23 protein-coding genes and 1 pseudogene are annotated in these 24,361 nt (G+C 73.4%); 11 read left to right on the top strand and 13 right to left on the bottom strand.

What is annotated here, in order from left to right; genetic code table 11:
- Positions 1 to 111: 111 nt before the first annotated feature.
- Positions 112 to 3,375 carry an NACHT domain-containing protein gene (locus FYW95_RS08820; RefSeq protein ID WP_160050254.1) on the bottom strand — a complete coding sequence of 1,088 codons (3,264 nt, stop codon included), beginning with the start codon at positions 3,373 to 3,375 and terminating at the stop codon, positions 112 to 114.
- A 262-nt stretch (positions 3,376 to 3,637) separates the two neighbouring features.
- Here FYW95_RS08820 and FYW95_RS08825 point away from each other — a divergent pair, with 262 nt between their 5' ends.
- Both FYW95_RS08825 and FYW95_RS28095 read left to right on the top strand, forming a co-directional pair.
- A complete protein-coding gene (locus tag FYW95_RS08825; protein WP_236567848.1) occupies positions 3,638 to 4,024 on the top strand; it encodes a Fur family transcriptional regulator in 387 nt (128 codons plus the stop codon).
- 73 nt (positions 4,025 to 4,097) lie between these two features.
- Positions 4,098 to 4,301, top strand: coding sequence for a hypothetical protein (locus FYW95_RS28095; RefSeq protein ID WP_236572159.1), 204 nt, complete (start codon positions 4,098 to 4,100; stop codon positions 4,299 to 4,301).
- On the opposite strand, the pseudogene FYW95_RS28100 reads toward FYW95_RS28095, so the two are convergent.
- The 6 genes and pseudogenes from FYW95_RS28100 to FYW95_RS28865 form a co-directional block, all read right to left on the bottom strand.
- Positions 4,247 to 4,432, bottom strand: a pseudogene (locus tag FYW95_RS28100) (GTP-binding protein); the annotation flags it as partial. The gene FYW95_RS28095 and the pseudogene FYW95_RS28100 sit on opposite strands and share 55 nt — an antisense overlap.
- A gap of 26 nt (positions 4,433 to 4,458) precedes the next feature.
- On the bottom strand, positions 4,459 to 5,865 hold the full coding sequence (locus FYW95_RS28105; protein ID WP_236567847.1) for a GTP-binding protein: 1,407 nt from the start codon (positions 5,863 to 5,865) through the stop codon (positions 4,459 to 4,461).
- Entirely contained in the window at positions 5,865 to 6,035 is a 171-nt protein-coding gene (locus FYW95_RS28110; protein ID WP_236567846.1) for a hypothetical protein, read from the bottom strand. The genes FYW95_RS28105 and FYW95_RS28110 overlap by 1 nt, the downstream gene beginning before the upstream one ends.
- 117 nt (positions 6,036 to 6,152) lie before the next feature.
- Positions 6,153 to 6,779, bottom strand: a complete 627-nt coding sequence (locus tag FYW95_RS08840) for a class F sortase (protein ID WP_159943247.1) — start codon at positions 6,777 to 6,779, stop codon at positions 6,153 to 6,155.
- A gap of 86 nt (positions 6,780 to 6,865) precedes the next feature.
- Positions 6,866 to 7,366, bottom strand: a complete 501-nt coding sequence (locus tag FYW95_RS08845; protein ID WP_159943246.1) for a hypothetical protein — start codon at positions 7,364 to 7,366, stop codon at positions 6,866 to 6,868.
- A gap of 988 nt (positions 7,367 to 8,354) precedes the next feature.
- Positions 8,355 to 8,762, bottom strand: a complete 408-nt coding sequence (locus tag FYW95_RS28865; protein ID WP_370462979.1) for an MFS transporter — start codon at positions 8,760 to 8,762, stop codon at positions 8,355 to 8,357.
- A 106-nt stretch (positions 8,763 to 8,868) separates the two neighbouring features.
- Here FYW95_RS28865 and FYW95_RS08855 point away from each other — a divergent pair, with 106 nt between their 5' ends.
- Positions 8,869 to 10,077, top strand: a complete 1,209-nt coding sequence (locus tag FYW95_RS08855; protein WP_159943245.1) for an NAD(P)/FAD-dependent oxidoreductase — start codon at positions 8,869 to 8,871, stop codon at positions 10,075 to 10,077.
- A gap of 22 nt (positions 10,078 to 10,099) precedes the next feature.
- Here FYW95_RS08855 and FYW95_RS08860 read toward each other — a convergent pair whose 3' ends face one another.
- Together FYW95_RS08860 and FYW95_RS08865 are read right to left on the bottom strand one after the other, a co-directional pair.
- On the bottom strand, positions 10,100 to 10,753 hold the full coding sequence (locus FYW95_RS08860) for a nucleoside/nucleotide kinase family protein (protein WP_159943244.1): 654 nt from the start codon (positions 10,751 to 10,753) through the stop codon (positions 10,100 to 10,102).
- A 104-nt stretch (positions 10,754 to 10,857) separates the two neighbouring features.
- Entirely contained in the window at positions 10,858 to 11,394 is a 537-nt protein-coding gene (locus FYW95_RS08865) for an NUDIX hydrolase family protein (protein ID WP_160050255.1), read from the bottom strand.
- 432 nt (positions 11,395 to 11,826) lie between these two features.
- Here FYW95_RS08865 and FYW95_RS08870 point away from each other — a divergent pair, with 432 nt between their 5' ends.
- Positions 11,827 to 12,186 carry an STAS domain-containing protein gene (locus FYW95_RS08870; RefSeq protein WP_159943242.1) on the top strand — a complete coding sequence of 120 codons (360 nt, stop codon included), beginning with the start codon at positions 11,827 to 11,829 and terminating at the stop codon, positions 12,184 to 12,186.
- A gap of 113 nt (positions 12,187 to 12,299) precedes the next feature.
- Here the strand turns inward: FYW95_RS08870 and FYW95_RS08875 are convergent, their stop codons facing one another.
- Both FYW95_RS08875 and FYW95_RS08880 read right to left on the bottom strand, forming a co-directional pair.
- Positions 12,300 to 14,108: a PH domain-containing protein gene (locus FYW95_RS08875; protein WP_160050256.1), complete on the bottom strand. Its 1,809-nt coding sequence runs from the start codon at positions 14,106 to 14,108 to the stop codon at positions 12,300 to 12,302.
- A complete protein-coding gene (locus tag FYW95_RS08880) occupies positions 14,105 to 14,602 on the bottom strand; it encodes a PH domain-containing protein (protein WP_159943240.1) in 498 nt (165 codons plus the stop codon). The genes FYW95_RS08875 and FYW95_RS08880 overlap by 4 nt, the downstream gene beginning before the upstream one ends.
- Positions 14,603 to 14,710: 108 nt before the next feature.
- On the opposite strand from FYW95_RS08880, the gene FYW95_RS08885 reads away from it, so the two are divergent.
- Together FYW95_RS08885 and FYW95_RS08890 are read left to right on the top strand one after the other, a co-directional pair.
- A complete protein-coding gene (locus tag FYW95_RS08885) occupies positions 14,711 to 15,619 on the top strand; it encodes an SPFH domain-containing protein (RefSeq protein WP_159943239.1) in 909 nt (302 codons plus the stop codon).
- Positions 15,620 to 15,634: 15 nt separating this feature from the next.
- Positions 15,635 to 15,862 (top strand): type II toxin-antitoxin system antitoxin, encoded by a 228-nt coding sequence (locus tag FYW95_RS08890; protein ID WP_159943287.1) that lies wholly within the window; start codon positions 15,635 to 15,637, stop codon positions 15,860 to 15,862.
- A 52-nt stretch (positions 15,863 to 15,914) separates the two neighbouring features.
- Here FYW95_RS08890 and FYW95_RS08895 read toward each other — a convergent pair whose 3' ends face one another.
- Positions 15,915 to 17,579, bottom strand: a complete 1,665-nt coding sequence (locus FYW95_RS08895; RefSeq protein WP_159943238.1) for an FAD-binding dehydrogenase — start codon at positions 17,577 to 17,579, stop codon at positions 15,915 to 15,917.
- Between the two features lie 228 nt (positions 17,580 to 17,807).
- On the opposite strand from FYW95_RS08895, the gene FYW95_RS08900 reads away from it, so the two are divergent.
- Positions 17,808 to 18,647, top strand: a complete 840-nt coding sequence (locus FYW95_RS08900; RefSeq protein ID WP_159943237.1) for a hypothetical protein — start codon at positions 17,808 to 17,810, stop codon at positions 18,645 to 18,647.
- Between the two features lie 55 nt (positions 18,648 to 18,702).
- On the opposite strand, the gene FYW95_RS08905 is transcribed toward FYW95_RS08900, so the two are convergent.
- Positions 18,703 to 19,797, bottom strand: a complete 1,095-nt coding sequence (locus tag FYW95_RS08905; RefSeq protein ID WP_159943236.1) for a zinc-binding dehydrogenase — start codon at positions 19,795 to 19,797, stop codon at positions 18,703 to 18,705.
- A gap of 185 nt (positions 19,798 to 19,982) precedes the next feature.
- Here FYW95_RS08905 and FYW95_RS08910 point away from each other — a divergent pair, with 185 nt between their 5' ends.
- From FYW95_RS08910 to ddaH, 4 genes are all read left to right on the top strand, one after another.
- Entirely contained in the window at positions 19,983 to 20,987 is a 1,005-nt protein-coding gene (locus tag FYW95_RS08910; protein WP_160050257.1) for a non-homologous end joining protein Ku, read from the top strand.
- 186 nt (positions 20,988 to 21,173) lie between these two features.
- Positions 21,174 to 21,554 carry a VOC family protein gene (locus FYW95_RS08915; protein ID WP_159943234.1) on the top strand — a complete coding sequence of 127 codons (381 nt, stop codon included), beginning with the start codon at positions 21,174 to 21,176 and terminating at the stop codon, positions 21,552 to 21,554.
- 318 nt (positions 21,555 to 21,872) lie between these two features.
- A complete protein-coding gene (locus tag FYW95_RS08920) occupies positions 21,873 to 23,168 on the top strand; it encodes an extracellular catalytic domain type 1 short-chain-length polyhydroxyalkanoate depolymerase (protein WP_159943233.1) in 1,296 nt (431 codons plus the stop codon).
- Between the two features lie 221 nt (positions 23,169 to 23,389).
- Positions 23,390 to 24,220 carry a dimethylargininase gene (gene ddaH, locus FYW95_RS08925; protein WP_370462395.1) on the top strand — a complete coding sequence of 277 codons (831 nt, stop codon included), beginning with the start codon at positions 23,390 to 23,392 and terminating at the stop codon, positions 24,218 to 24,220.
- Positions 24,221 to 24,361 lie beyond the last annotated feature (141 nt).

A 24,361-nucleotide genomic window follows, 5' to 3' on the forward strand; every position in this document is an offset into this window, starting at 1 on the left:
GCCGCCGCTGCCGCGGGACGGCGGAGGTCTTCGTACCTCGCCTACCCGGCGGGAGGCCGCACCCAAACAGAGCGGCTGGTCACGCGTGCCGGAGAGTCGGTCCCGCGGCGCTCACCAGAGGAAGGGGCTTCCCCGGAAGCCCCGGCGGACCCGGCACCCCTCTCCGAGGAGTTCCGCACCGGTGACCCTCCTACCACTGGGGACCCCCACCGTGAGATCGCGTGCTCCGGCGAGGGGGCGCAGGTCGAAGGGGCCGGAGCCGAAGAGGCCGAGTTCCTCCAGATGCGGCAGCTCCCGGATCCACGAGGGTACGGAGGCGTCCCTGTCGGACCGGCTGAAAACCAGGCCGAGAGACCTCAGCCGGGGAATCCTGCTGATCCACCGGGCATTCGCCGAGGCGACGCGTAGGTCGAGGCGCAGCAGCGAGAGTCTCTCGAAGCCGCGCAGGATCGCCAGGTCCATGGTCGAGTGCTCGTCCAGGACGAGGTAGGTGAGGCGCGTGAGCGTCTCCCGGTGCCCCTCCAAGCCCGCCAGGCTCCGGAGGCCGTGACAGAAGACGATCCAGAGCCTTCGGAGGCTGTCGGGGACCTCGGCCAGGCTGGACAGGTCGGCCATCCGCACACTCCGGTACGTGAGGGCCTCCAAGGGGGGTGGGCACACCTCTTCCAACGGGAGCGGGGGAAGGGTTCCGGTGAACTCCAGGTCCGACAACCGGGCGAAGTCCCTGAGCAGGTGCAGGTCCCGGGTCTGGTCGGGGTGGCTCAAGGACACCTTCTGCACGTGAGTATCACCCAGGGGTGCGACCGACTCGGTGAAGGCGTTGCCGTAGATCTCGAATTCGGTGAGGTGAGGCAGTTCCCCGACCGGTCCCAGGTCGATTCCATGCCACGCGTGGTAGTCGCGGTTCCTCAACTGGAGTCGGGTGGTGTGGGGGAGCTTGGTGGCATCCTGAATCTCGTCGCCGTCTCGGCCCTCCAAACACACACGCGGATTGTCGGGCATGTACCGCAGGTGGAGGTCGACCCTGTCAGCCGGGACCGGCAGGTAGTGGTCGACGTACCGCTCCGCGGCCACCGGGAGGAACACCCGGGCGAGGTCCTCGCCCTGGTCCTTCCACCAAGCTCGCTGCGCAGCGGCGAAGACTCTGCGGGTGGGGAAGGCGAGCGCCCTCTCGATGGTCGGCACCGCCTGCGGCCCTCCCACCGCGGCGGCGACCTCGACGACCCTCTCCGCCTCCCGGGCGTTGGTCGGCGGGTGCTCGGCCAGCAGCGGCAGCGCGAACTCCCCCACCAGGGAGAGCGCGTGCACGTGCGCCTTGGTGCGCGGCGGCAGGATCTCCCGCACCCGCGTCCGGATCTCCTCGCGCAGCGCCCCGGACAGCTGCGGCGAGGTCTCCAGGCAGGCGAAGGCCACCAGCAGCAACCGGTCCCGGTGCCTCCTGACCTGACCGGACCGCTCCAGCAGCCCCCGGATCAGCTCCTCTCGCTGGGCCGGGGTGGCGTGGCCCGCGGCCATCACCACCACCTCGTGCCACTGGTCGTCGTGGGCGTTGGCCACGAGGAACGGGAAGCTGTCCTCCTCCACCAGGGCCTTGGCCGCCAGGTACTCCTCGAAGGTGCGGTGCAGGAAGCTCACCCGGTCCACCGCCGGGGTGTGCAGCAGCCCGCTGCGCACCACCAGGTGGGTGTAGACCTCCTCCTCCGGCTCCTCCACCCGGTGCATGGACGCCAGGATCCGGCCGACCCGGCGCCGGGCGGTGCCCGCCGGGGCGTCCGACTTGCCGTTGACCACCAGCCACCGGGCCAGCTCCTGCAACAGCAGCACCAGTTCCTTCCGGGACAGGTCCACGCCCCCGACGATCCCCCGCTGCTGGTCGCGGTCCTTGAGCAGCATGGCCAGCGCCGCCTCGTAGACCTCCATCCGGTCCCGGGGCAGGGCCGTGTGCTGGTCCCGGTACAGGGCGCACAGCAGCGCGCACAGCAGGGGCGTGGCGGCGATGGCGCGCAGGTGGCGCTGGGCCGTGACCTTGCGGGTGAGCTCCTCCTCGTACCGGGACAGCAGCTCGCGCTCGGCCTCGTCGGCGGTCTCGCTGCGCACCGCGCCGTGCCAGTGGCGGATGAAGGCGCGCACGTCCTCGTCCCGCAGCGGCTGGAGTTCGGCGGTGGCGAAACCGTCCGCGTCCAGCCACGTCTCACTCGCGGCCCCCGGCCGGGTGGTGACCACGTACCGGCAGTCGGGGAAGTCCGAGAGCAGGTCGCGCAGCCAGCGCCTGGCCGCCTCGCGCTGTCCCTGCGGGAGTTCGTCCACCCCGTCCACCAGCACCACCGCGCGCCCCTCGGCCAGCACCCGCGCCACCCACCCCCGGGGCGCCTGGTCGGCGAGGTGGCGGCCGGTGTGGCGGACGAACTCCTCCGGTTCGGGCAGCGCGCGGTCGACGTACTGGCGCAGCGGGACCAGGAAGGGGACCAGTCCGTTCCACGAGGCCATCTCCTCGGGGAAGTCGCCCCGGCTGGCGCGCACGCCGACCCAGCGCATCAGGGTGGTCTTGCCGCTCCCGGCCGGACCGCGCAGGAACGTGCGCGGGTGGGCGGCCAGTACCCGCTCCACCCGCTGCTCGCCGTTTTCGTACAGGAAGCCGGAGCGGAACCGCTCCTCCTGCTCGTCCTGGGACACCCGCAGGCTCAGGTAGGCCAGGGTGAGCGGGTAGCGCCGCGTGTGGGCGTCGGTGCCGAACAGCTCCAGCACGTCCCAGCGCTCGGCGGCCTTGCGCCGGTAGGCCGTGGCGAAGGCCGCCTCCGGATCCTCCGCCCCGCCCGCCACGGGCTCGGGGAGGCGGTCCAGGACCTCCTCCAGGTGCTCCAGCACCAGCGACTCGCGGCGCAGCAGTTCGGTGAGCGTCCCCGCCTGGAAGCGCGGCAGGGTGGTCAGGGTGGCGAGCACGTAGGCGCAGGCCTCGGGCAGCACCCGGTCGTAGAGGGAGGTGCCCTGGTCGCTCAGGTACCGGGTGGCGTGCGGGTGCTTGCGCCGCACGTACCGCTCCAGGTACAGCGGGTCCAGGTCCTGCTCGAAGAGGACCCGGTCGGTCAGTCCGGCCCGTTCGAAGGAGTCGGCCACCGCCAGTACGGCGGCCTCGCGCTCGTTGTCCGGCATGCCCCGGAACTCGTGGTCGAGGTAGCCGAGCACCCGCTCGGCGATGCTCTCCTCGATCTCGGCGAAGCGGCGCTCCAACCGTCGCTGGTCGCGCCTGCCGGTGACCTTCTCCTGGACGATGTCCACCACGGTGGTGGCGGCGTCCTCAGCCAACGGGTTCTGCAACCAGATGCCGCACGCGGCCTTGACCACGGCCACACCGAGCTTGAGGGCGACGTCGTACACGGGGCTCCTGGAGGGGTAGGGGGCGCCCTCCGAGCCTAGCGTCCGACGGTGTTCCCGGGACGGCTTCCGAGCGCGGGAAGCGCTGCCCCGTAGGGGTTCGTGCCACGAAACGGGTCATGGGCGTGCTATGTTCATGAAAATCATTTTCGCACCCTGGCGTCGCGCGTCACAGGAGGCCACACGTGTCTGCGGGTTGGCTCCGGTACCGGGCCCTCGCGGTCCCGGCCGGAACGAAGCGCCGGGCGGATCCCTGATGCCCCGGATGTCCCAGTACGACGACGACATCCTCGGGCTCCTCGGCCAGAGCACGCGTTTCCGCGGCTGCCAGGAGATCCACGTCCGCCTGGCCGAACGGCGCCCCCGGGGCCGCAGGCCACCGAGCCTGTCCACCGTCTACCGCACGCTGTACCGGCTGGCCCAGGACGGCGTCCTCGACACCCTCCAGTCACCCGGGGGAGAGCGCCTGTACCGGCTGTGCGGAACCTCCTCACGCCACCACCACCTGCTCTGCCGGGCCTGCGGACGGGTGGAGGACATCGCGCGGGTCGAGGAGCTGTCCGAGGTCGCCGAGCGCATCGGCCAGGACACGGGCTTCGGCGAGCTGGACTACTCCTTCGAGCTGTCGGGCCTCTGCCCCGGCTGCTCCTGACACCTCCCCGGCTCCCGCCCCGGCCGAGCGGCCGCGCCACCCGGCCGGGAGTCCGCTCCGTTCAGGCGTGGGCGTGCTCGTGGCTGTGCGCGTCCTGTCCGCGTACTCCGGGAACGGGTCGGGCAGGGCCTCCCCGTCGGCGGCCGCCTCCGCGCCGGTCAGCAGGCAGGCGCGCAGCGCCGCCTCCAGCTCCCCGCGCTCCAGGGCGGTGCCGATGAACACCAGCCCCTGGCGCGGCTCCATGGGCTCGTCGCCCGCCAGGTCCTCGGGGGAGTAGCCCACCGACGGCCCGTCGGCGGGATCCCACACCCCCGACGGCCCGAAGCGCGCCACCGGGCCCGCCTGGGACCACAGCCCCGTGATCCGGGGCCGGGTCGCCAGCCAGAAGAAGCCCTTGACCCGCAGCACGGTGCCGAAGCGCCCCGACTCCAGGCCTACGGTGACCAGGTCCCACAGGCGTCCGGGGGGAAGGGTCGGTCCGCCCGGAACACCAGGCTGGAGATCCCGTACTCCTCGGTCTCGGGCACGTGGTCACCGTTGAGCTCGGCCGCCCACCCCGGCGCCTGTCCGGCCCGCTCCATGTCGAACAGGCCCGCGCCGACCAGTTCGCGGGGGTCCACCCGGCCGTGCTCGATCCGCAGCACCCGCGCCAGCGGGTTGAGTCTGCGCACGGCGGCCTCGACCCGGTCGGCCTCCTCCTCCGTCACCAGGTCCACCTTGTTGACGAGCAGGACGTCGGCGAACTCCACCTGGTCGACGAGCAGGTCGCTGACGGTGCGCTCGTCGTCCTCGTAGGCGTCGAGGCCCCGCTGGACCAGGTCGTCCCCGCTGTTCAGCTCGGTCAGGAACGCGGCGGCGCCGACCACGGACACCATCGTGTCCAGGTGCGCCCCCTCCAGGAGCGGGCGGCCGTCCTCGCCGGGTACGGCGGAGGTGGCGGCCACCGGCATGGGCTCGGAGATGCCGCTGGACTCGATGAGCAGGTAGTCGAACCGCCCCTGGGCGGCCAGCCGGGCGACCCCCTCCAGCAGGTCGTCGCGCAGGGTGCAGCAGATGCAGCCGTTGGTCATCTCCACCAGGCGCTCGTCGGTCCGCGACAGGTGCCCCTCGCCCCGGACCAGGTCGGCGTCGATGTTGACCTCGCTCATGTCGTTCACGATGACCGCCCCCCGGACGCCGTCCAGGTTGCCCAGTACGTGGTTGAGCAGGGTGGTCTTGCCCGCGCCGAGGAAGCCCGACAGGACGGTCACCGGAAGCGTGCCGCTCATGCCCGCCCCTCCCGGACGACCCGGTACAGGCCCGCCTCGGCGGGGCCGCAGGCGAGGACGCCGAACCCGTGGGGCGCGGTCTCCGCGCGCAGGCCCTCCTCCGAGACCGTCCACCAGTCGTAGTCGACCTCGTCGCGGCTGAGGAGGCGGATCCCCCTCGTGGACCTCGTAGGTCATGCTCCAGGTGACGCTCCGGGGTCCGGCGGGCTCGGCCTCCGCCCAGCCGACGTAGGCGCGCTCGCCCACGCGGACCTCGCTCATCCGGGAGCGCTCCACGCGCGCTGGCTCCACCGGCGGGGCCAGGTTGACCAGGGCGGAGCCGCCCGGGACCAGGCGCCGGGCCAGGTCGGACCAGGGGCGGTCGCGTTCGGCGGGGCTGAAGTGGCCGATGAGGTTGGCCATCAGAACACCGCCCAGGCGTTCGGGGAGGCGGGCGGAGAGCAGGTCGTCGCCGTCCACCGTGACCCGCTCGCGCAGGTCCCCGTCGGCGGCCACGCGGGAGAGCGGGACCGTTCGCAGCAGGGGGGAGGGCTCGACGGCCAGGATCCGGGCCCCGGGCAGGGCGCGGGCCATCAGCAGGGTGCCCGAGCCGCCGCCCGCCCCCGCGTCCAGGAGGGGCCCTGGTCCGCGGGCATCCGGCGTACCGCCTCGGTGCCGGCCTCCCCGAAGTGCTCCCACCACCCGGCGATCATGATGTCGACGAACTGCCCGGAGCGGGCGTAGGGGTCGTCGTGGTCGGCCACCGCGGTCCTCCTCTCCTCGGACTCCAGGGCTCGGATAACATGGAAAAGATAATCGTTTTCGAATTCTAGCGGGTCTCACGTCCCGGAGCGAACGCGGGCGCGGGGCCGCCCCGCCGCTCACCACCGCTCTGCCGGGGACCCCGGGGAAGCGGACGGGGCCGTGAGCCGGGCGCGCACGACCACGTTGTCCGTGTAGTGCCCGGTGGCGGCGTCGAAGGCGCCGCCGCAGGTGATGAGTCGTAGCTCGGGCCGGCTGGTGGCCCCGTAGACCTCCTGGGTGGGGAAGTCGTCCTTGGCGTGCTGTTCGACCGCGTAGACGGTGAACCTGGCCACGGAGCCGTCGGCGCGCTCGACCGAGACCGCGTCCCCGTCGCGCAGTTCGCCCAGACGGTGGAAGACGGCGGGTCCGTCCGGGGAGTCCAGGTGCCCGGCCAGGACGGCGGGCCCCACCTGCCCGGGAGCCGCGCCCAGGGTGTACCACCCGACCGCCTCCCACTCCCGGGGGGCTTCGAGGCGGCGGTCGGGGGTCAGGCCGAGGCCGACGAGGTGCGCGGTGCGCAGACCGATCGCCGGGATGTTCAGGGCGGTCGGCGCCGAGCGCGGGAGCGGGGGAGTCCGTTCGGAGCCGGCGGGGGCGTCCGGAGGCGGCGTCCGGGGTGTGCTGACCGTGTCGGAGGGCGGGGGAGGGCCGTACCGTTCCGGCGTCCCCAGCGCCAGGAGCACGATGCCGATGACGGTGCACACGGCCGAGGCCGCCGCGGCGGTGGTGCTGCCGCGGCGGCGGGTCCGGGGGTCTCGGCCCGCTGGCTGGGGCCGGGAGTGCCGGCCCACTAGCTGTCGTGGCGGAGCTTCCGGGTGAGGACGAGCCCGCCCGCCGCGAGCGCGACGAGGGCGCCTCCGGCGCCGAGGAGCCAGCCGTTCGCGTCCCCGTCGGCCGTGCCGCCGCCACCGGTGTCGACACCGCCGACCGGCGCCTGGCCGTCCCCGTCCTCCGCGGTGCTTCCGTCACCGTTGTCCTCGTCCGGTGAGGGGTCGGGGTCCTCGTCGTCGGTGGGCTCGAAGTCCACCCACGCCTCGCAGCCGATGCCGTCGCCGTCAGCGTCGAAGCGGTGCGGGTCGCCCGGGCTGACCTCGAAGTCGCGTTCGGAGATCTCGCCGCAGTCCACGTCCGGCGGCGGGGACGGGACCGGGTCCTCGGCCAGGGCCGGGCCGGCCGCGCCCAGGGCGAGTGCGGTGCCGCAGGCCAGGGCCGCGGCGGTGGTGGTCGCGGTGCGGGTCAGGTTCATGTGCCCTCCCAGGTAGGTGATGGGGCCCCGCGCGGTCGTGCGCACGGGCGCGTTCGACCGCGGACTTCTGAAATGGGGCATTCACCAATAAATGGTGCGAATCGTCACATTCCCGGCTTTATGTGCGGCGAAACGCCACCGGTGAGAGCCGCCAGAGAGGTGATTGGAGGGGTGATGGGACCATTATTCGGCAGGGGGTACGGCTGCGGGGATTTCGTGCTTTACCCAGTGCCGGATTCCGGGGCGGAGGGTCGGAAAAGGCCCGGTCCGTCCGGTCCCAAGAGCGGTGGCGTGGGCGATCGGGACCGCGCCGGTCCGGTCGGCGCGTCCGCGGGGCCCGGAACGCCTCCCGGGAGGCGTTGTCCCGCGGGATCCCGGTCCGGATTCGACCGCGTGACCGAGTCTTTGTCCGACAGGGTGCCTTTCGGGGTGGATTCGTTGCCCCGCCGCCGTGTCGCGGGGTACTCCGTTTCTCGTTCGGTGCCGAGAGAATGACACGCGTGCGCCGCAAGGAAAGAAACATTGTTTCCGTGGTACGGAAATGCGGGGGCGGTGTTTCCGTCCTCCGCGCACGGCCTTCCCGGGTGTCCGTCGAACGGCCTTCCCCAGGCCAGCCGTGCGGCGGGTCCAGCCGGGAACTGGAGGCAGCGGACCCGTCCGGTGCCCCGGCACCGGACGGCCCGCGCGTCCACGGAGCCGGTCCGGTGGCCGGGGAGGTCCGCCAGCCCGCCGCCCGGCATGGAGGCGTTCCCGGGAGCCGGGTCCCTCCCCCGCACCGGTGGCTCTTCCGGCCGGTCACCCGCACCGGCGTCCGGTCCGGGGAGTCGTCGCGCGTCTCCCGGCTGACCAGCAGCGCCCCCAGGGTGATCGCACCGACCAGCACCAGGTAGCCGCCGACCCAGGCCAGGCCGAAGGTCCCGGCCAGCCAGGTCGCGATGTAGGGGGCGAAGGAGGCGCCCAGCAGGCCCGCGACCGGGGTGAACAGGCCGAAGAACACCACACCCACCAGCAGGGACACCAGGAACTGTGAGCGCTAGTAGCCCAGGCCGGTTTCGGCGTCCGTGCCGAAGCCCGGGGAGAACACCGGCATCAGGTAGAGCAGCACGTAGGTGGCGAGCATGATCAGCGTGCCCAGGAGCACGGCGGGCCGGTCGGTGCGGAACACCTCCACCATGGGCGCCTTGGCCCGCTCTCCCGAGGCGGCGACCTCGGCGGGGGTCTCGTGCGGGGTCAGGCGCCCCCACGGGCCCGCCGCGATCAGCAGGGTGGAGGGGAGGAACGGTACCCGCCAGCCCCGGGCCAGGAAGGTCGCGTCGCCCATGGTCCGGCTCAGGACCGGGAACACGCCGTTGGCCAGGAAGAGGCCGATCGGCGCGCCCAGCTGTGGGAAGGGGCCGCAGAAGCCGTGCCTTCCCCGGGGACTCCCGCGGTCGACCGGCACCTCCGTCCCACGAAGTGGGACACGTCACAGGCGGGCGTGTCACGCCCGGGGCCCGCCCCCTCGTCTGTGCCGTGAAGGTCCGCACCCCCTCGGGAGGAGCCCACCCATGGCACACGACATCGTCGTCCTCGGCGCCGGATACGCGGGACTCGCCGCCGCCCGGCGCGCCGCCCACCGCGTCCGCCGCGACCGGCTCGACGCCCGGGTCACCCTCGTCAACGCCGCACCCGACTTCGTAGAACGCGTCCGCCTGCACCAGGTCGCCGCCGGACAGAACGTGGGCGTGTACCCGCTGGCCGACTCCCTCGGCGAGGGCGTGCGCCTCCTCCTGGGCTGGGTGGAGGAACTGGACACCGGCGCCCGGACCGTCTCCCTCCGCGCGGACGGGGTGCCGCGCGTGGTCTCCTACGACACGCTCGTCCTGGCCACCGGCAGCGGGGCCGCCGACGGCGGGGTGCCGGGGGCGGATGAGCACGCCGCCTCCGTGGACGGGCTCGACCGGGCCCGCGCGCTCGCCCGGCGCCTGGCCGAGGAGCGCCCCGCCCGGGTGGCCGTGGTCGGCGGCGGGTTCACCGGCCTGGAGGTGGCCGCCGAACTCGCCGAGAGCCACCCCGGCACACGGGTCGAACTGCTCACCCGGGGCCGGGTGGCCGCCGCGGCCGACCCCCGGGGGCGGGCGCACGTGCGCCGCGCACTGCACCGCCTCGGTGTGGCGCTGCGCGAGGAGACCGCCGTGGCCGCGGTGGCGGCCGACGGGCTGACCCTGGAGGACGGCGCCCACGTACCCGCCGACCTGGTGGTGTGGAACGCCGGTTTCGCGCCCTCACCCCTGGCGGCCGCCTCCGGGCTCGCCGTGGACGGGAACGGACGGGCCCTGGTCGACGCCACCCAGCGCTCGGTCTCCCACCCCGACGTCTACGTGGTCGGCGACGCCGCCCACGCACGCGGGGCGGGCGGAGGGGAGCTGCGGATGTCGTGCGCGATGGGCATGCCCATGGGCTGGGCCGCCGCCGACGCGATCGCCGCCCGCCTGGCCGGGCGCGCACCCGAAACCGCCCCGTTCGGCTACCTGTTCCAGTGCGTCAGCCTGGGCCGCCGGGACGGCCTCATCCAGTTCGTCCGCGCCGACGACAGCCCTCGCCGCCTCGTCCTGACCGGGCGCGCGGCCGCTCTGTACAAGCAACGGATCGTGGCCTCCGCCTACGGGGGGCTGCGCGGTGGCGGCCACGGCCAAGCCGATCTGTACCTGTCCCTGGTGCGCGGTGCGGCCCGGCGCTTCGACCGCCGGCGGGAGGGGGTCCCCGCCGGAGTCTGAACCCCTCCGGAGGTGCGGCCCCTCAGCCCGGCGGCAGGTCCGCCGGGCGCACCACGCGCGTGCAGTTGTTCCGGGAGCGCTTGACCAGTTCACCGTTGGGGCGGTCGCTGCGCTCCACCCACGCGCGGGCGGCCTCCTCGTCCAACCCGCCCGCGCGCTGCCGCTCGCGCAGGCGGCGCTCGCGCACCTCGTCGTCGGCCTCCACGTACCACAGCTGCGTGAACAGCCCGCGCAGCCGGGCCCAGGGCTCCTCGTCACCGGCCAGGTAGTTGCCCTCGGTGACCACCAGGCGGGTGCGCGGGGTGACCACGTGCCGCGCGGCGACGGGTTCGTGCAGGCGGCGGTCGTAGTCGGGGACGTAGACGGGGTGGTCGGTCTCGGTCAGCAGGCGGCGCACCAGGGCCACGTACCCGTGGGCGTCGAAGGTGTCCGGGGCGCCCTTGCGGTCGCGCCGCCCCAGCCGGTCGAGCTGGGCGTTGGACAGGTGGAAGCCGTCCATGGGCAGGTATCCGGCGGTGTCCGGGCCCAGGGCGCGGTCGACCCCGGCCACCAGGTGGCGGGCCAGCGTGGACTTCCCCGCGCCGGGGGCTCCGGCCAGGCCGAGCACGGCGCGGCGGGTTCCGCCGGCCGCGGCCTCCCGGGCCAGCGCGACGGCGTCGGCGACAAGGTCGGGCATGGGGACGAGCCTACGTGCCGGGGGCCGCCGGTTCCACCGGGGAGGGGCCGGAGGAGGGGCCGCGGCCGGAGGGGAACCGCCCCCGGCCACGGCACCGGGGTGCCTCAGGGGGCCTGGCCCACGTGGGCCAGCGCCTGCCGGATCAGCACGTCCTGTCCTCCCGTCATCTCCTCGCGCATCTGCGGGCTCACCGCCTCCTCGGGGGTGAACCACACCAGGTCCAGCGCGTCCTGGCGCGGCTGGCAGTCCCCCGAGACCGGGACGATGTAGGCCATCGCCACGGCGTGCTGGCGCGAGTCGTGGAACGGGGTGACGCCCGGGGTGGGGAAGTACTCGGCGACCATGAAGGGCTGCGGTGCGGTGGGCACCCGCGGCAGGGCCACCGGGCCCAGGTCCTTCTCCAGGTGGCGCAGCAGGGCGTCGCGCACCCTCTCGTGGTAGAGCACCCGGCCCGAGACCACCGAGCGGTGGAAGCTGCCGTCGGGGGTGGCCCGCATGAGCAGGCCGACGTGGGTCACCTGGCCCACGTCGTCCACCCGCACGGGTACCGCCTGGACGTAGAGGACGGGCATACGGCCGCGGATGCTCTCCAGTTCCTCGGCGGAGAACCAGCCGGGCTGGGTGTCGGCGGTTTCGGTCATGGGGTGCGCGGCGGAGGGTGTCCCGGCCGTGGGGCGGGACGGGGCCGCCGCTCCCTCCCTTCTCTGGACGTCCTGGAGCTCGGACCGCCGGCCCGCGGAGGGCGGGCGCGCGGTGTCGCCTGTACCGCTTCTACCGCACCCGGGTCCGCCGGGCACGGTGAGGGGCGGCTTCGGGAGTGTCCGAGAGACGAGCACGGGGCCCGGTGCCGGCCGAGCGGTGCTCCGCCGCCCCTGAGGGCGGCGCGGTCCCGCCGTTCCGGTCGCATCGGGAAAACTCGTCGGTTTTTTTCACGAAAAGCCTCCCACGGCCTCTCTGTAGAGGCTACGATCTCGTACGCGGTTGCGTAGTGGAAAGATTACGACCGGTGAGAGGTGGCCCGAGTGGCGCAGGATGCCCGGTTCTCTGCTCAGGAGCGTTTCCCCTGTACGGGGGTGACGGTCGTACCCGTCCACGGAGAGGTCGACCTCGCCACCGCGGACCGGATGCGCGACCACCTCCTCCGCGCGGCGCACGCCTCGCGCTGCGACTGCCTGGTGGTGGACATGTCCGGTCTCGACTTCTTCGACGCCAGCGGGGTCCGCGCCCTGATCGAGGTCTACCGGGAGCTGACCCGCCAGGGCCGGCACGTGGTCCTGGCCGAGCCCTCGTCCATCGCCGCGCGCGTACTCGAAGCACTGGCCATGGGGCGGGTGTTCGAGGTCTACCCGCTGCTGGAGATGGCGCTCACCCACACCAGCGGCCTGCGGGTCAACGGCGAGCCCCTGCGCAACACGGTTCCCGAGCGGCCCTGACCGCCGCCGGTACCCGCTCCCGGGCGGGCACCGGCGGATCCGTCGAACCGGGGGCACAGGCCCGGTGTTCCCGGGCCCCGGGAGCCCGCCGCGGTCACGGCCCCGACGGCGGCTCACCGCCGCCCCGTCCCCCGTCCCCCCCGGACTCCGGCCCCCTCCTCCGCGTCGCTCCCCGGACGGACCAGGAAGGGCTCCAGCAGCCCCGGCACGGCCCGGTCCGCCCACTCCAGGCCCTGCTCCAGCCCCACGTCCGAGGCCGCGTACATCCCCTGGCCCGCGGCCGTCGTGGCCGCCACGTCCGCCAGGCCGAGCCTGCGCTGGAACGGGGAGCGGGTGATCCGCCAGCCGATCACCGCCGACCGCTCCAGGGTCACGGTGTCGCGCACGGCCATCCCCTTGCGCACCACCAGGTAGCTCGGGTGCAGTCCGTGGCCCAGACCCCGGTAGGAGCCCACCGCGTACCAGAACGCCGCGGCCGTGATTCCCACCGCGAGCGTCGCCCACCCCCAGCTCGGGGTGGCCTCCACCGCGGTCGAGGCCAGCGGCACGGGGATGATCTCCCGTTCCACCCGGTGCACGACCTCCCACCAGGCGGCGGTGGCCAGGGTGTGCAGCCAGGCCAGTGCCCCGGCCAGCACGGCGCCCAGCACGGAGACCACCACGGCGCGGGTGAAGCGGCGGCGCAGCGCCGCCCGGGGGTGCGCCGCCAGGGCCGCGTCCAGGGGGGAGTCCGGGGCCCGCATCAGGTCCGCGGCCAGTCTGCGGGCCCGCTCCCGCGGCATGGCGGGGGACAGGCGGCTCTTGGCCGTGGTCTTCTTGGCGTCCCCGGCGGCCAGCCCGGTGGCCACCGCGCGCACGTCCGCCCCGCCCACCGAGCGCAGCACGAACGGCTCGTGCAGGGTGACGCCGTTGAGGCGGCGCCCCTCGACCGACAGCGACACGCTGGTCAGCAGCCCCCGGCGCAGCCGCACGGTTCCGTCCGCCTCCCTGGTGAGCCGGTAGTTCCACCAGGTCTCCACCGCCACGGCGGTCAGCACGACCACACCTGAGATCAGCAGGCCCAACAGACCCAAGGGCACCACGAGCAGCAGGCGTGCCATGAGGAAGGCGGACACCTCTTCCGCGGTGGGCAGGGCGATCTGGTCGGAGATCCAGTCCCAGCCCACGCCGCCGGTCTGGGCGTTCATGCCCACCAGCGCGGCGATGGCGCCCAGGCCCACGCCCAGCGTGGCGGTGGTCGCGGGGGCGTAGGCGAACCAGCGGGGGTCGAGGGAGGCCAGCTCCGTCTCCCCGGGCTCCCGCGCCTCCTCCCCGTCCGCCGAGGAGGCCCCGGCGGTGCGGGCGGCGCCCCGGTAGAGCAGGTCGCGGCGCAGCCACTCGCCCTGTTCGGCGGTGACGTAGAGCAGCTGGAGCTGGTAGGAACCGGCGCCCACCTTCTCCCCGGTGCCGACGGTGACCGAGCACAGGCCGAAGACCCGCACGTAGACCGGTGCCGCCACGTCCACGCTGCGCACGCGCTCGCGGGGGATGGAGCGGTAGGCCTTGGCGATGATGCCCGACCTCATCTCCATCCGCTCGGCGGTGACCCGGTAGCGGACCGCGCGCAGGCGCAACAGGTCGAGGTAGGTCGTGAGGGCGAGGAAGGCCAGTGAGCCCGGGACCGGGGCCAGGGCCCACAGGGGCTGGCCCGCCACGACCAGCACCACGGTGCCCACGATGGCGCTGGGGACCACGAAGACCGCCACCACGACGGCGCTGGCCCACACACTGAGCGGGTGCAGCCGCTGCCAGTCGGCGGCGCCTCCCTCCCCGGGGGCGGCGGGGGCTTCCGCGGCGGGGGAGGCGCCGGTCCGGTCCCGGAGGCCGGGGGAGGCCTCAGCCGGTGCTCCGTCGGTACGGGGGTGCTCGTCCGGCGAGGTCATGTCGCGTCTCCCGGGGTCGCCTGGGTGGTGTCGGTGAGCTGGTCGGCCACCCGCGTGGCCAGTGCGCGGTCGAGCCCGGCGATCTCGATCGGGCCGGCCGCGGAGGCGGTGGTGACGGTGACGCTGGACAGCCCGAACGCCCGCTGCAGCGGTCCGCGCGCGGTGTCCACGGTCTGGATGCGCGACATCGGCGCCACGCGCCACTCCTGCCACAGCCACCCGCTGGAGGTGTAGACGGCGGTGTCGGTCACCTCCCAGCGGTGCACCCGGTAGCGCCACTGCGGCATGACCACCGTGACGAACAGCCCGACACCGCCGATGACGGCGGCGGCGAGCAGGAACCAGGTCCGCGGCGGCTCCCAGAAGACCGCGGGCACCAGGGGGGCGGCGGTGAGCAGGACGGCCACGGTCAGGGACCGGGTGGTCCACCACCACACGGCACGTCTGTCCACGCGGTGCCGGGGCGGGCGCAGGCGGGGGGTGTCGGCGCTCATCGCGTCCACGCCTCCTTCTCGGTCGGGCCCTTCACGGGCGGTCGGCTTAAAAAAGTGATATCACAATGCTATGCTCCAGTCATCACCACGAAGAGGACGGAACCCCAGATGACCGAGACCGGCCACATCCCCACCCCCGCGCCCCAGTACCGCGAACACCGTGCCGCCAGCGTCAACGGGATGCTCATGGCCGTGGTGAGCATCCTGCTGTTCCTCGTCGGTGCCGGGCTGGCCCTGTCGCCCCTGATCGGATGGCCCGTGTTCGGGATCCCGGTCGGGGTGGTCCTGGCCGCCGTCGGCCTCCTGCTCTTCATCGGCCTGGAGATGGTGGCGCCCAACGAGGCCAAGGTCGTCCAGCTGTTCGGCCGCTACGTCGGCAGCGTGCGCGACGACGGCCTGCGCTGGGTCAACCCCCTCACCGTGCGCAGGGGCGTCTCCACCCGCATCCGCAACCACGAGACCTCCGTCATGAAGGTCAACGACGCCTCCGGCAGCCCCATCGAGATCGCCGCCGTCATCGTCTGGCAGGTCGAGGACACCGCCCGCGCCTCCTTCGAGGTGGACGACTTCGTCGAGTTCGTCTCCATCCAGACCGAGGCCGCCGTGCGCCACATCGCGGGCAACTACCCCTACGACTCCTATGACGCCGACACCAGCCGCTCCCTGCGCGGCAGCGCCGACCTGATCACCGAGCAGCTGTCCAAGGAGGTCGGCGAGCGGGTCGAGGCCGCGGGCGTGCGGATCGTGGAGTCGCGCTTCACCCACCTGGCCTACGCCTCGGAGGTCGCCCAGGCCATGCTCCAGCGCCAGCAGGCCAGCGCGCTCATCGCCGCTCGGGCCGAGATCGTCGAGGGCGCCGTGGGTATGGTCGACCGCGCCCTGGCCCGCCTGTCGGAGGAGGAGGTGGTGGAACTGGACGAGGAGCGCAAGGCCGCCATGGTCAGTAACCTGCTCGTGGTGCTGTGCTCCGACCGTCCCGCCAATCCCGTCGTCAACGCGGGGACCCTGTACCAGTAACCCGTTGAGGTGGCCGTGCCCGAGCGCAAGAAGGTACTGCTGCGGCTCGACCCCGCCGTCCACGACGCGCTCGCGCGCTGGGCCGGGCAGGAGTTGCGCAGCACCAACGCACAGATCGAGTTCCTCCTGCGCCGCGCGCTGGACGAGGCGGGGCGCATGCCCAGGGAAGCCGGGGCCATGCCCCGCCGGGGCCGGCCGCGCGGGTCCGGCCGGAAGGAGGGCGAGGACGCCGCCTCCGAGTGAGCCCGCCGACACACGGAGCCGGGTGCCCCGGGGCACCCGGCTCCGCCGCGGCCTACCCCAGCGCGGCGGCCGCCGCCCGGCCCGCGGTGCGCCCGGAGAAGAGGCACCCGCCCAGGAAGGTGCCCTCCAGCGCCCGGTAGCCGTGCACCCCGCCGCCGCCGAACCCGGCCACCTCACCGGCGGCGTACACCCCCGGCAGCGGCGTGCCGTCCTCGCGCAGCACCCGCGCCTGAAGGTCGGTGTGCAGGCCGCCCAGCGTCTTGCGGGTGAGCACGCGCAGGCGCACCGCGATCAGCGGTCCCGCCTTGGGGTCCAGGATCTGGTGCGGGCCGGCCACCCGGGCCAGGCGGTCCCCCCGGTAGTTGCGTGCCCCGTGGATCGCCGTCACCTGCAGGTCCTTGGTGAAGGTGTTGACCATCTCCCGGTCGCGGGCCACCACCTCACGGGTGACGGTGTCGGCGTCCAGCACCCCGTCGCCCGCGATCCGGCGCATCCTGGCGATCAGTTCGGGCAGGCGGTCGGCGACCGCGAAGTCCACGCCCTTCTCCTTGAAGGCCTCCACCGGCCCCGGGGCCCCGGGCAGTACCCGCTTGAGCACGAGCCGGATGTCCTTGCCGGTCAGGTCGGGGTTCTGCTCCGAGCCCGACAGCGCGAACTCCTTCTCAATGATCTTCTGCGAGAGCACGAACCACGTGTAGTCGTGGCCGGTCCGCATGATGTGCTCCAGCGTGCCCAGGGTGTCGAATCCGGGGAAGTAGGGCGCGGGCAGGCGCCTGCCGGTCGCGTCCAGCCACAGCGACGAGGGCCCCGGCAGGATGCGGATGCCGTGCCGTGCCCAGACCGGGTCCCAGTTCTCGATGCCCTCGGTGTAGTGCCACATGCGGTCGGGGTTGATGACCTGCCCGCCCGCCTCCTCGGTGACGGCGAGCATGCGCCCGTCCACGTGCTCGGGCACGCCCGAGAGCATATGCCCCGGCGGCGTGCCCAGGCGCTCGGGCCAGTTGCGGCGCACCAGGTCGTGGTTGGCGCCGATACCGCCGGAGGTGACGATGACCGCCTGCGCGGAGAGTTCGAACTCGCCGACCGGCTCGCGGCTGCTCGCCCGCCCCCGCGGGACGTCGCTGGGGGCCAGCACGGAGCCGCGCACCCCGGTGACCGCGCCGTTGGCGGTCACCAGCCCGTCCACCCGGTGCCGGAAGCGCAGGGAGACCAGGCCGCGCTCGGCGGCGGCGCGCACCCGGCGCTCGAAGGGCGCGACCACGCCCGGCCCGGTGCCCCAGGTGATGTGGAAGCGGGGCACGCTGTTGCCGTGGCCGTCGGCCAGGTAGCCGCCGCGCTCGGCCCAGCCCACGATGGGGAAGAACCGCAGGCCCTGCGCGTGCAGCCAGGAGCGCTTCTCCCCGGCGGCGAAGTCCACGTAGGCCTCGGCCCATCTGCGGGGCCAGGCGTCCTCGGGGCGGTCGAAACCGGCGGTGCCCGTCCAGTCCTGCATGGCCAGCTCGACCGAGTCCCGCACGCCCATGCGGCGCTGCTCGGGGGAGTCCACCAGGAACAGTCCGCCGAAGGACCAGAACGCCTGCCCGCCCAGGGACTGCTCGGGCTCCTGGTCGAGCACGATGACCCGCTTGCCCGCGTCGGCGAGCTCGGCCGCCGCGGTCAGGCCCGCCAGGCCCGCACCGACGACGATCACGTCGGCGCGGTCGTCTCCGTCACCCATACCGTTCCCCTCAGGTCGGCCGTGCCCGGGCACGGCGTGCGCGATGGCGACGACTGTGCCGTGGCCCGGAGCGGAAGGGCAAGGGGGGTGTGTGTCCCACGCCACGCCCTTTGTCAGCGGGTGACAAAAACCGCGTGGTCCGACAGAATCGTGCGGCCCGCGCGGACGGGACCGCTCCGTCTCCGTCCGCGCTGGTCACCCCTCTCGCCGCCCGCCGAAGGACCCCTCGTGTACTTCCATCCCCCGACCTTCGACCCCGGCCCGGTCGCCGCGCTGATCGGCCTCGGCCTGCTCGCCTTCCACCTGCTTCTGCCCCTGGTCCAGTTCCCCCTCCTCCGGCGGCTCAGGCGCCAGGTCCTGGAGGGGGAACGCGCGGGGGTGGTCCGCATGGCCCAGGGCGCCCTGTGGCTGTCCCTGGCCGAACTGCTCGCGGTGGTGCTCTTCGTCGGCAGCGCGGCCTCCGTGACCGCCGCCGACATCGGCTTCGCCCCGCTGGCGGTGCACCGGCCCGAGAGCGACACGCTCACCGCGGCCGTTCTGGTCATGTGGTCGAGCTTCGGGGTCTTCGTCGCGCTCGGTGTGCGCAACGGCCTCAGGGCGGGCCGCGTGGCGGACACCGCCGACACGCGCCGCGTGGACCCCGCTCAACTCGCGCTCCTGCCCAGGCGGGGACGGGAGATGAGGTGGACCACGCTGTCCCTGGTCGTGTCGTTCCCGGTGCACACGGCCGTGGTCTACGCCGTGTTCGTTCCCCTCCTGATGACGCTTCTCGGCGATCCGATGCTGGTGCTGCTGGTCCTGGTGGCGGTCGAGGGATGGGGCTACCTGGGACGCGGAGCTCCGACGGTGGTCCTGATGGGATCCTTCGGGGCCATGGCGCTGTTCACCTACCTCTTCGTGCTCCCCGGCTCCCTGCTCGTGCCCCTGCTGTACTGGGCGCTGTTCGTCACGGCCGATCGGATGGGCGCGCGCGGGTGGTACGGCTACACGGGCGGGACCGAGAGCGCCCCCATGGAGGTCACCATGCTCGACGCCGAGGGCAACCCTGTTCCGTCGCGCGGACGCTGACCGCCGGGTCCGGGGGACGCCCCCGTGGCGACCCGGACCCGGCGGCCCCGGGAGCTCAGGAGCCGAAGCGCACGAGTGACCGTCCGCCCCTGCCCTGGGCCATCCGCTCGAAGGCCTCCGGCACGCCCTCCAGCGGGATCTCGTCGGTGACCATGGCCGACAGCCTCAGATCGCCCGCGCGCACCCGCTCGGCGATGAGCGGCACGTCGCGCGCCGGGTCGCTGGTGCCGTAGACGCACCCGCGCAGCGTCCGCGCCTGGTGGAACAGCTCCAGGGCGTTGAAGGAGACCTCGTCGTCGCGCCTGCCCACGCCCACCACGGTGATCGTGCCGCCCCGCCGGGACACGTCCCAGGCGGTGCGCACCACCCGGGCCGAGCCGACCACCTCGAAGGCGTGGTCGGCGCCCCGGCCGCCGGTCAGCGCGCGCACGGCCTTGACCAGTGAGCCGTCCGCGACGAGGAACTCGTGCGCGCCCAGCGAGCGGGCCAGTTCCTCCTTGTCGGGGGAGACGTCCACCGCGATCACCGGGTCCGCCCCGGCCAGGCGGGCCGCCTGCAGGACCGACAGGCCCACCCCGCCCAGGCCCAGGACCACGGCCGACTGGCCCGGGCGGACCCGGGCGGAGTTGTTGACCGCGCCCCAGCCGGTGAGCACGGCGCAGCCCAGCACCGCCGCCGCCGCCGGGTCGACCCCCGTCGGCAGCGGGACCACGGCGTGGTCGGGGACCACGGTGGCCTCGGCGAAGGCGCCGCAGCCCAGCCCCGGGTAGACGGGGGTGCCGTCGGACAGCTCCGCGTACGGCCGCGCGGTGCGGTCCAGCGCGTGCTCGCACAGGTACGGCTCGCCCTGGCGGCAGAACCAGCACTCGCGGCAGGCGGGCGCCCAGTTGAGGATCACCTGCTGGCCGGGCACCACGGAGGTGACGCCCTCGCCCACCGCGTCCACGGTTCCGGCGCCCTCGTGCCCCAGCACGGCGGGCCACTTCTGGGCCAGGGTGCCGTTGGACAGCGACAGGTCGGAGTGGCACACGCCCGCCGCGGCCAGGCGTACCCGCACCTGGCCGGGGCCGGGGTCGGGCAGGACCAGGTCCCGAATGCTCGGAGGGGCGCCCTGCTCGGAGAAGACGGCGGCCTTGACGGTCGTACTCATGGGAGGAACTCCAATCGGGGACTGCCGTGACAGTAGCAATACCGACTGGTCGGTTTAAAGTCGGGGTGGCTGTCCTCGGGGGCCCGCGACGGAGGAGTCCGCGTTGAGTCCGTTTCGTGTCCTTTGCCTTTTTCGACCGATATTTTGCCTGGTGAGGGCGATGATGGGAGGCGAAGGAGGGGGTCATGGTCAATCCGGTTTGGGTGGGGACCCTGATGTTCGGCAGGGTGGCGATCGGCGTGCGCCTGTACAGCGCGCGCGAGCGCAGGGGACCCGTACTGCACCAGTTCGAGCGCGGCACCGCCGACCGCATCCGCTACGTGCGGGTCAACGAGCGCACCGGTGAGGAGGTCGCCAGCGAGGACGTCGTGCGCGGGGCCAGGACGGGGGTCGAGGACGAGTACGTCGTCCTGGAACCGGAGGAGCTGGAGGAGCTCCTGCCGCACGGCTCGCGCACCATGGAGCTGAACGGTTTCCTGTCCCAGGGCTCGGTCGACGCCCTGTGGTACGCCGCCACCTACTACGTCGCGCCCCGGTCGGGGGCCGACGCCCGGGCCTACCAGCTGCTCTACACCGCGCTGGAGCAGACCCGCCGCACCGGCGTGGCCACCGTGGTCCTGCGCGACCGCGAGTACCCGGTGCTCGTCGAGCCGAACCGGGGCGTCCTGTCGGCCTCCACCCTGTGGTGGCCCGACGAGGTCCGCGAACCCGACGACGTCATGCCGCCCGTGGGCCACACCGCCCTGGCCAAGGAGGAACTGGAGCTGGCCCGCGAGCTGGTCCGGTCGCTGTCCGTCGAGTGGAACCCCGACGACTACTCCGACAGCTACGGCCAGCGCCTGACCGAGCTGGTCCGCGCCAAGGCGCGGGGCCGCACCTTCACCCACCGGCCCGAGCGGACCGCGCCCGCCCGGGAGGAGGGCGACGGGCTCGGCGAGGCCCTGCGCCAGAGCCTGCCGTCCCGCGCCGCCGGGCGCGGCCGGGCCCCCGGCCCGCGCGACCCCCGGCAGGGCGGCGCCCCGCGCAGGGGCGAGGGCGCCCGTACGGACGAACACAGGTCCCGGGGCCGCGTCACCAAGCGCGAACTGCTCCAGCGCGCCTCGGAGCTGGACGTGCCCGGCCGCTCGAAGATGAGCCGCGAGGAACTGGAGGAGGCGGTGGGCCTGGCCGGACAGCGCGGACGCGCCTGAGGCCGGGGCCCGCCTCCCCGCCGCATGTCCGACGGTCCCGTCCGGGCGGCCGGGCGGGACCGGCCCTGAAATCCCCTCGCCCGTGCCCGCCCCGACCGGTACGCTCGCCGGGTTGTCCTTCGGCGGGCCCACGCGGTTCGCGTGCGGCCTTCGCCGTCGTCCCCGGAGTGAGAGCGGGTTTCGTTCATGGCGTGTCGTATCAGTGAGCTCGTGCTCGGCTGCCGTGACCCCGAGGCGCTGGCGCGGTTCTGGTGCGAGGTCCTGGACTTCGTCGTGCTCGACCGCGAGGGAGACGACATGGTGGAGATCGGGCCCCGCGAGGGGTTCGGCGGCGCGCAGCCGACGATCATCCTCAGCCGCAGGGACGAGCCGGAGCCGGGGAAGGCCCGGCTGCACATCGACGTCAACGCCACCGACCGCGACCAGGACGCCGAACTCGAACGCCTGTTGGGGCTCGGTGCGCGCCCGGCCGACATCGGCCAGACGGGGCAGGAGCAGTGGCACGTCCTGGCCGACCCCGAGGGCAACGAGTTCTGTCTGCTCAAGGCCCGCCTCGACCCGCTCTGACGCCCGTCGGCCGCGCCTGCGTGCGGCCTGGCCCGGGGTCCGGTGTGACGGGCGTGTCGCCATCGCGGGGCCACCGAGGCCTCCGGTGGAGGGTTTCCCGACCAGGGGAACCCGCACACCGGGGGTCTCGGTGGCCGCTTCCCGCGCCCCGGACCGGTCGGCCCGGGGCGCGACGGGGGTTGACGAATCCCGTTTCGGCCCCGACAGTATCTGGGAGCGCTCCCAACACGTGCCGTGTTCGCGCGGCAGCCCCTCGTGTCCTGGACGGGCGCGGACACCGTGCCGAAACCCCCCAACCGCAGTCGGGAAGGCCCGAACGTGACCCACCCACGCACGAACCCCCTCATCCGGGCGGTCGGCGCACTCACCGCCGCCGTCCTGCCTTTGCTGGCAGCCCTCCTGTTCACCGCACCGCCGGCCTCGGCCGCCACCCTGACCGAGGTCACCGACTTCGGCCCCAACCCCAGCGGCCTGCGCATGTACCTCTACGTGCCGGACACCGTCACCGAGGACCCCGCGGTACTGGTCGCCCAGCACTGGTGCACCGGAAGCGGTCCCGTCTTCCACTCCAACACCGAGTACGCCTCCCTGGCCGACCGGTACGGCTTCATCGTCGTCTACCCGTCCGTCACCCGCAGCAGCCAGTGCTTCGACGTGGCCTCACCCGGGGCGCTGCGCCGCGGGGGCGGCAGCGACCCGGTGGGCATCCGCTCGATGGTCGCCCACGTCGTGGACGCCTACGACGCCGACACCGACCGGATCTTCGTCACCGGCGTCTCCTCCGGCGCCATGATGACCAACGTGATGCTGGCCAACTACCCCGACGTGTTCGCCGCCGGGGCGGCCTTCAGCGGCGTGCCCTTCGGCTGCTTCGCCACCACCGACGGCTCCGGCTGGAACAGCGCCTGTGCCAACGGGAACATCGACCGCACCCCCCAGCAGTGGGGTGACCTGGTCCGCGCCTCCTACCCCGGTTACGAGGGGCCCCGCCCGCGCATGCAGCTGTGGCACGGCACCGAGGACGACGTGCTGCGCTACGCCAACTTCGTCGAGGAGATCGAGCAGTGGACCAACGTCCACGGCCTCGGCCAGACCCCGGCCGGGACCGACCAGCCCCAGCCCGACTGGACCCGCACCCGCTACGGCGGCACCGGTGACCAGGCCCTCGTGGAGGCGATCAGCATGAGGGGCACCGGTCACGACCTGTTCCGGAGCGGTATGGCGGCCAGCGCCATCGCCTTCTTCGGGCTCGACCGGGACGGCGGCTCCGGCCCCGACCCCGGCCCCGACCCCGAGGGGGCCTGCAGCGTGACGGCCACCACCAACGCCTGGAACACCGGCCTGACCGCCTCCCTGACCATCACCAACACCGGCACCACCGCGATCGACGGGTGGAGGCTGGGCTTCACCCTGCCCGCCGGGCAGACGATCACCTCGGGCTGGAACGCCGTCTACGCCCCCGCCAGCGGGGCGGTCACCGCCGCCAACGCCCCCTACAACGCCGGCCTCGCCCCGGGCGCCAGCGTGGGCATCGGCTACCAGGCCACCCACACCGGCAACCCCGGAGCGCCCACCGGCTTCGCCCTCAACGGCGCGGTCTGCACCACGGGCTGACCCGGAACCCGGCCACCACCGCGGCGCGGCCCCGCTCGGGGCCGCGCCGCGGACAATGGCGATGCCATTTCCCGCGTTTATGGAAAAGTCTGTGGAGAGACCCCTGTTGATCCGTGCCGGAGGCGGGTATCTCCTCTTCGTCCGCGCGGAAACCCCGGTGTGGTAAACACATGTACCACCGGGGGCTGAACGGCGTTCCGTGCGGCCCGCGGGAGGTTTTCGTGGCTCGACCGGACGGCCTGGCGCCGCTTACCCGGCACTACCTGATGTGCCGCCCCACCTACTTCGCTGTGGAATACGCGATCAACCCCTGGATGGACCCCGCCGCGGGCGTGGACCGCGCGCGTGCGCTCGACCAGTGGGAGGCGCTGCGCGACCTCTACCTGCGACTGGGGCACCGGGTCAGCGAGATCACCCCCATCGAGGGCCTGCCCGACATGGTCTTCGCCGCCAACGGCGCCCTGGTCGTGGACGGCCGGGTCTACGGCGCGCGCTTCGCCAGCGCCGAACGCACCCCCGAGGGGCCGGCCTACCTGGAGTGGTTCCGCGAGGCGGGCTACACCGAGACCCGCGAGCCCAAGCACGTCAACGAGGGGGAGGGCGACTTCCTCACCCTGGGCGAGGTCATCCTGGCCGCCACCGGTTTTCGCACCGAGGCCGCCGCGCACCAGGAGGCCGAGCGCTTCCTGGGCCGCCCCGTCATCACCCTGCAGCTGACCGACCCCCGCTTCTACCACCTGGACACCGCGCTGTTCGCCCTCTCCGAGGACCGGGTCGTCTACTACCCCGGGGCCTTCTCCGCCGGAAGCCAGCGGGTGCTGCGCTCCCTGTACCCCGACGCCCTCCTGGCCACCGAGGAGGACGCCGCCGTGCTCGGCCTCAACGCCGTGTGCGACGGCCGCAACGTCGTCCTGGCCGCCGAGGCCACCGGTCTGGCCGACCGGCTGCGCGCCCTCGGCTACACCGTGCACCCCGTGGAGCTGGACGAACTGCGCAAGGCGGGCGGCGGTGCCAAGTGCTGCACGCTGGAACTGCGCGACGCACCGCTCTGACAAAATCCCGCCTCCGCCGGCGCACCTTCGTGCGCAATACGACCAGCAAACCGGAATGGATGTGGGAAATGCCACTCCGCGTTAGGGTCGACTCACTGATAGCCACAGGTCACGTACGCGCGCAAGATCATCCGTATCCGG

It is taken from the genome of Nocardiopsis sp. FR4, from assembly GCF_009830945.1.
Classification (GTDB): domain Bacteria; phylum Actinomycetota; class Actinomycetes; order Streptosporangiales; family Streptosporangiaceae; genus Nocardiopsis.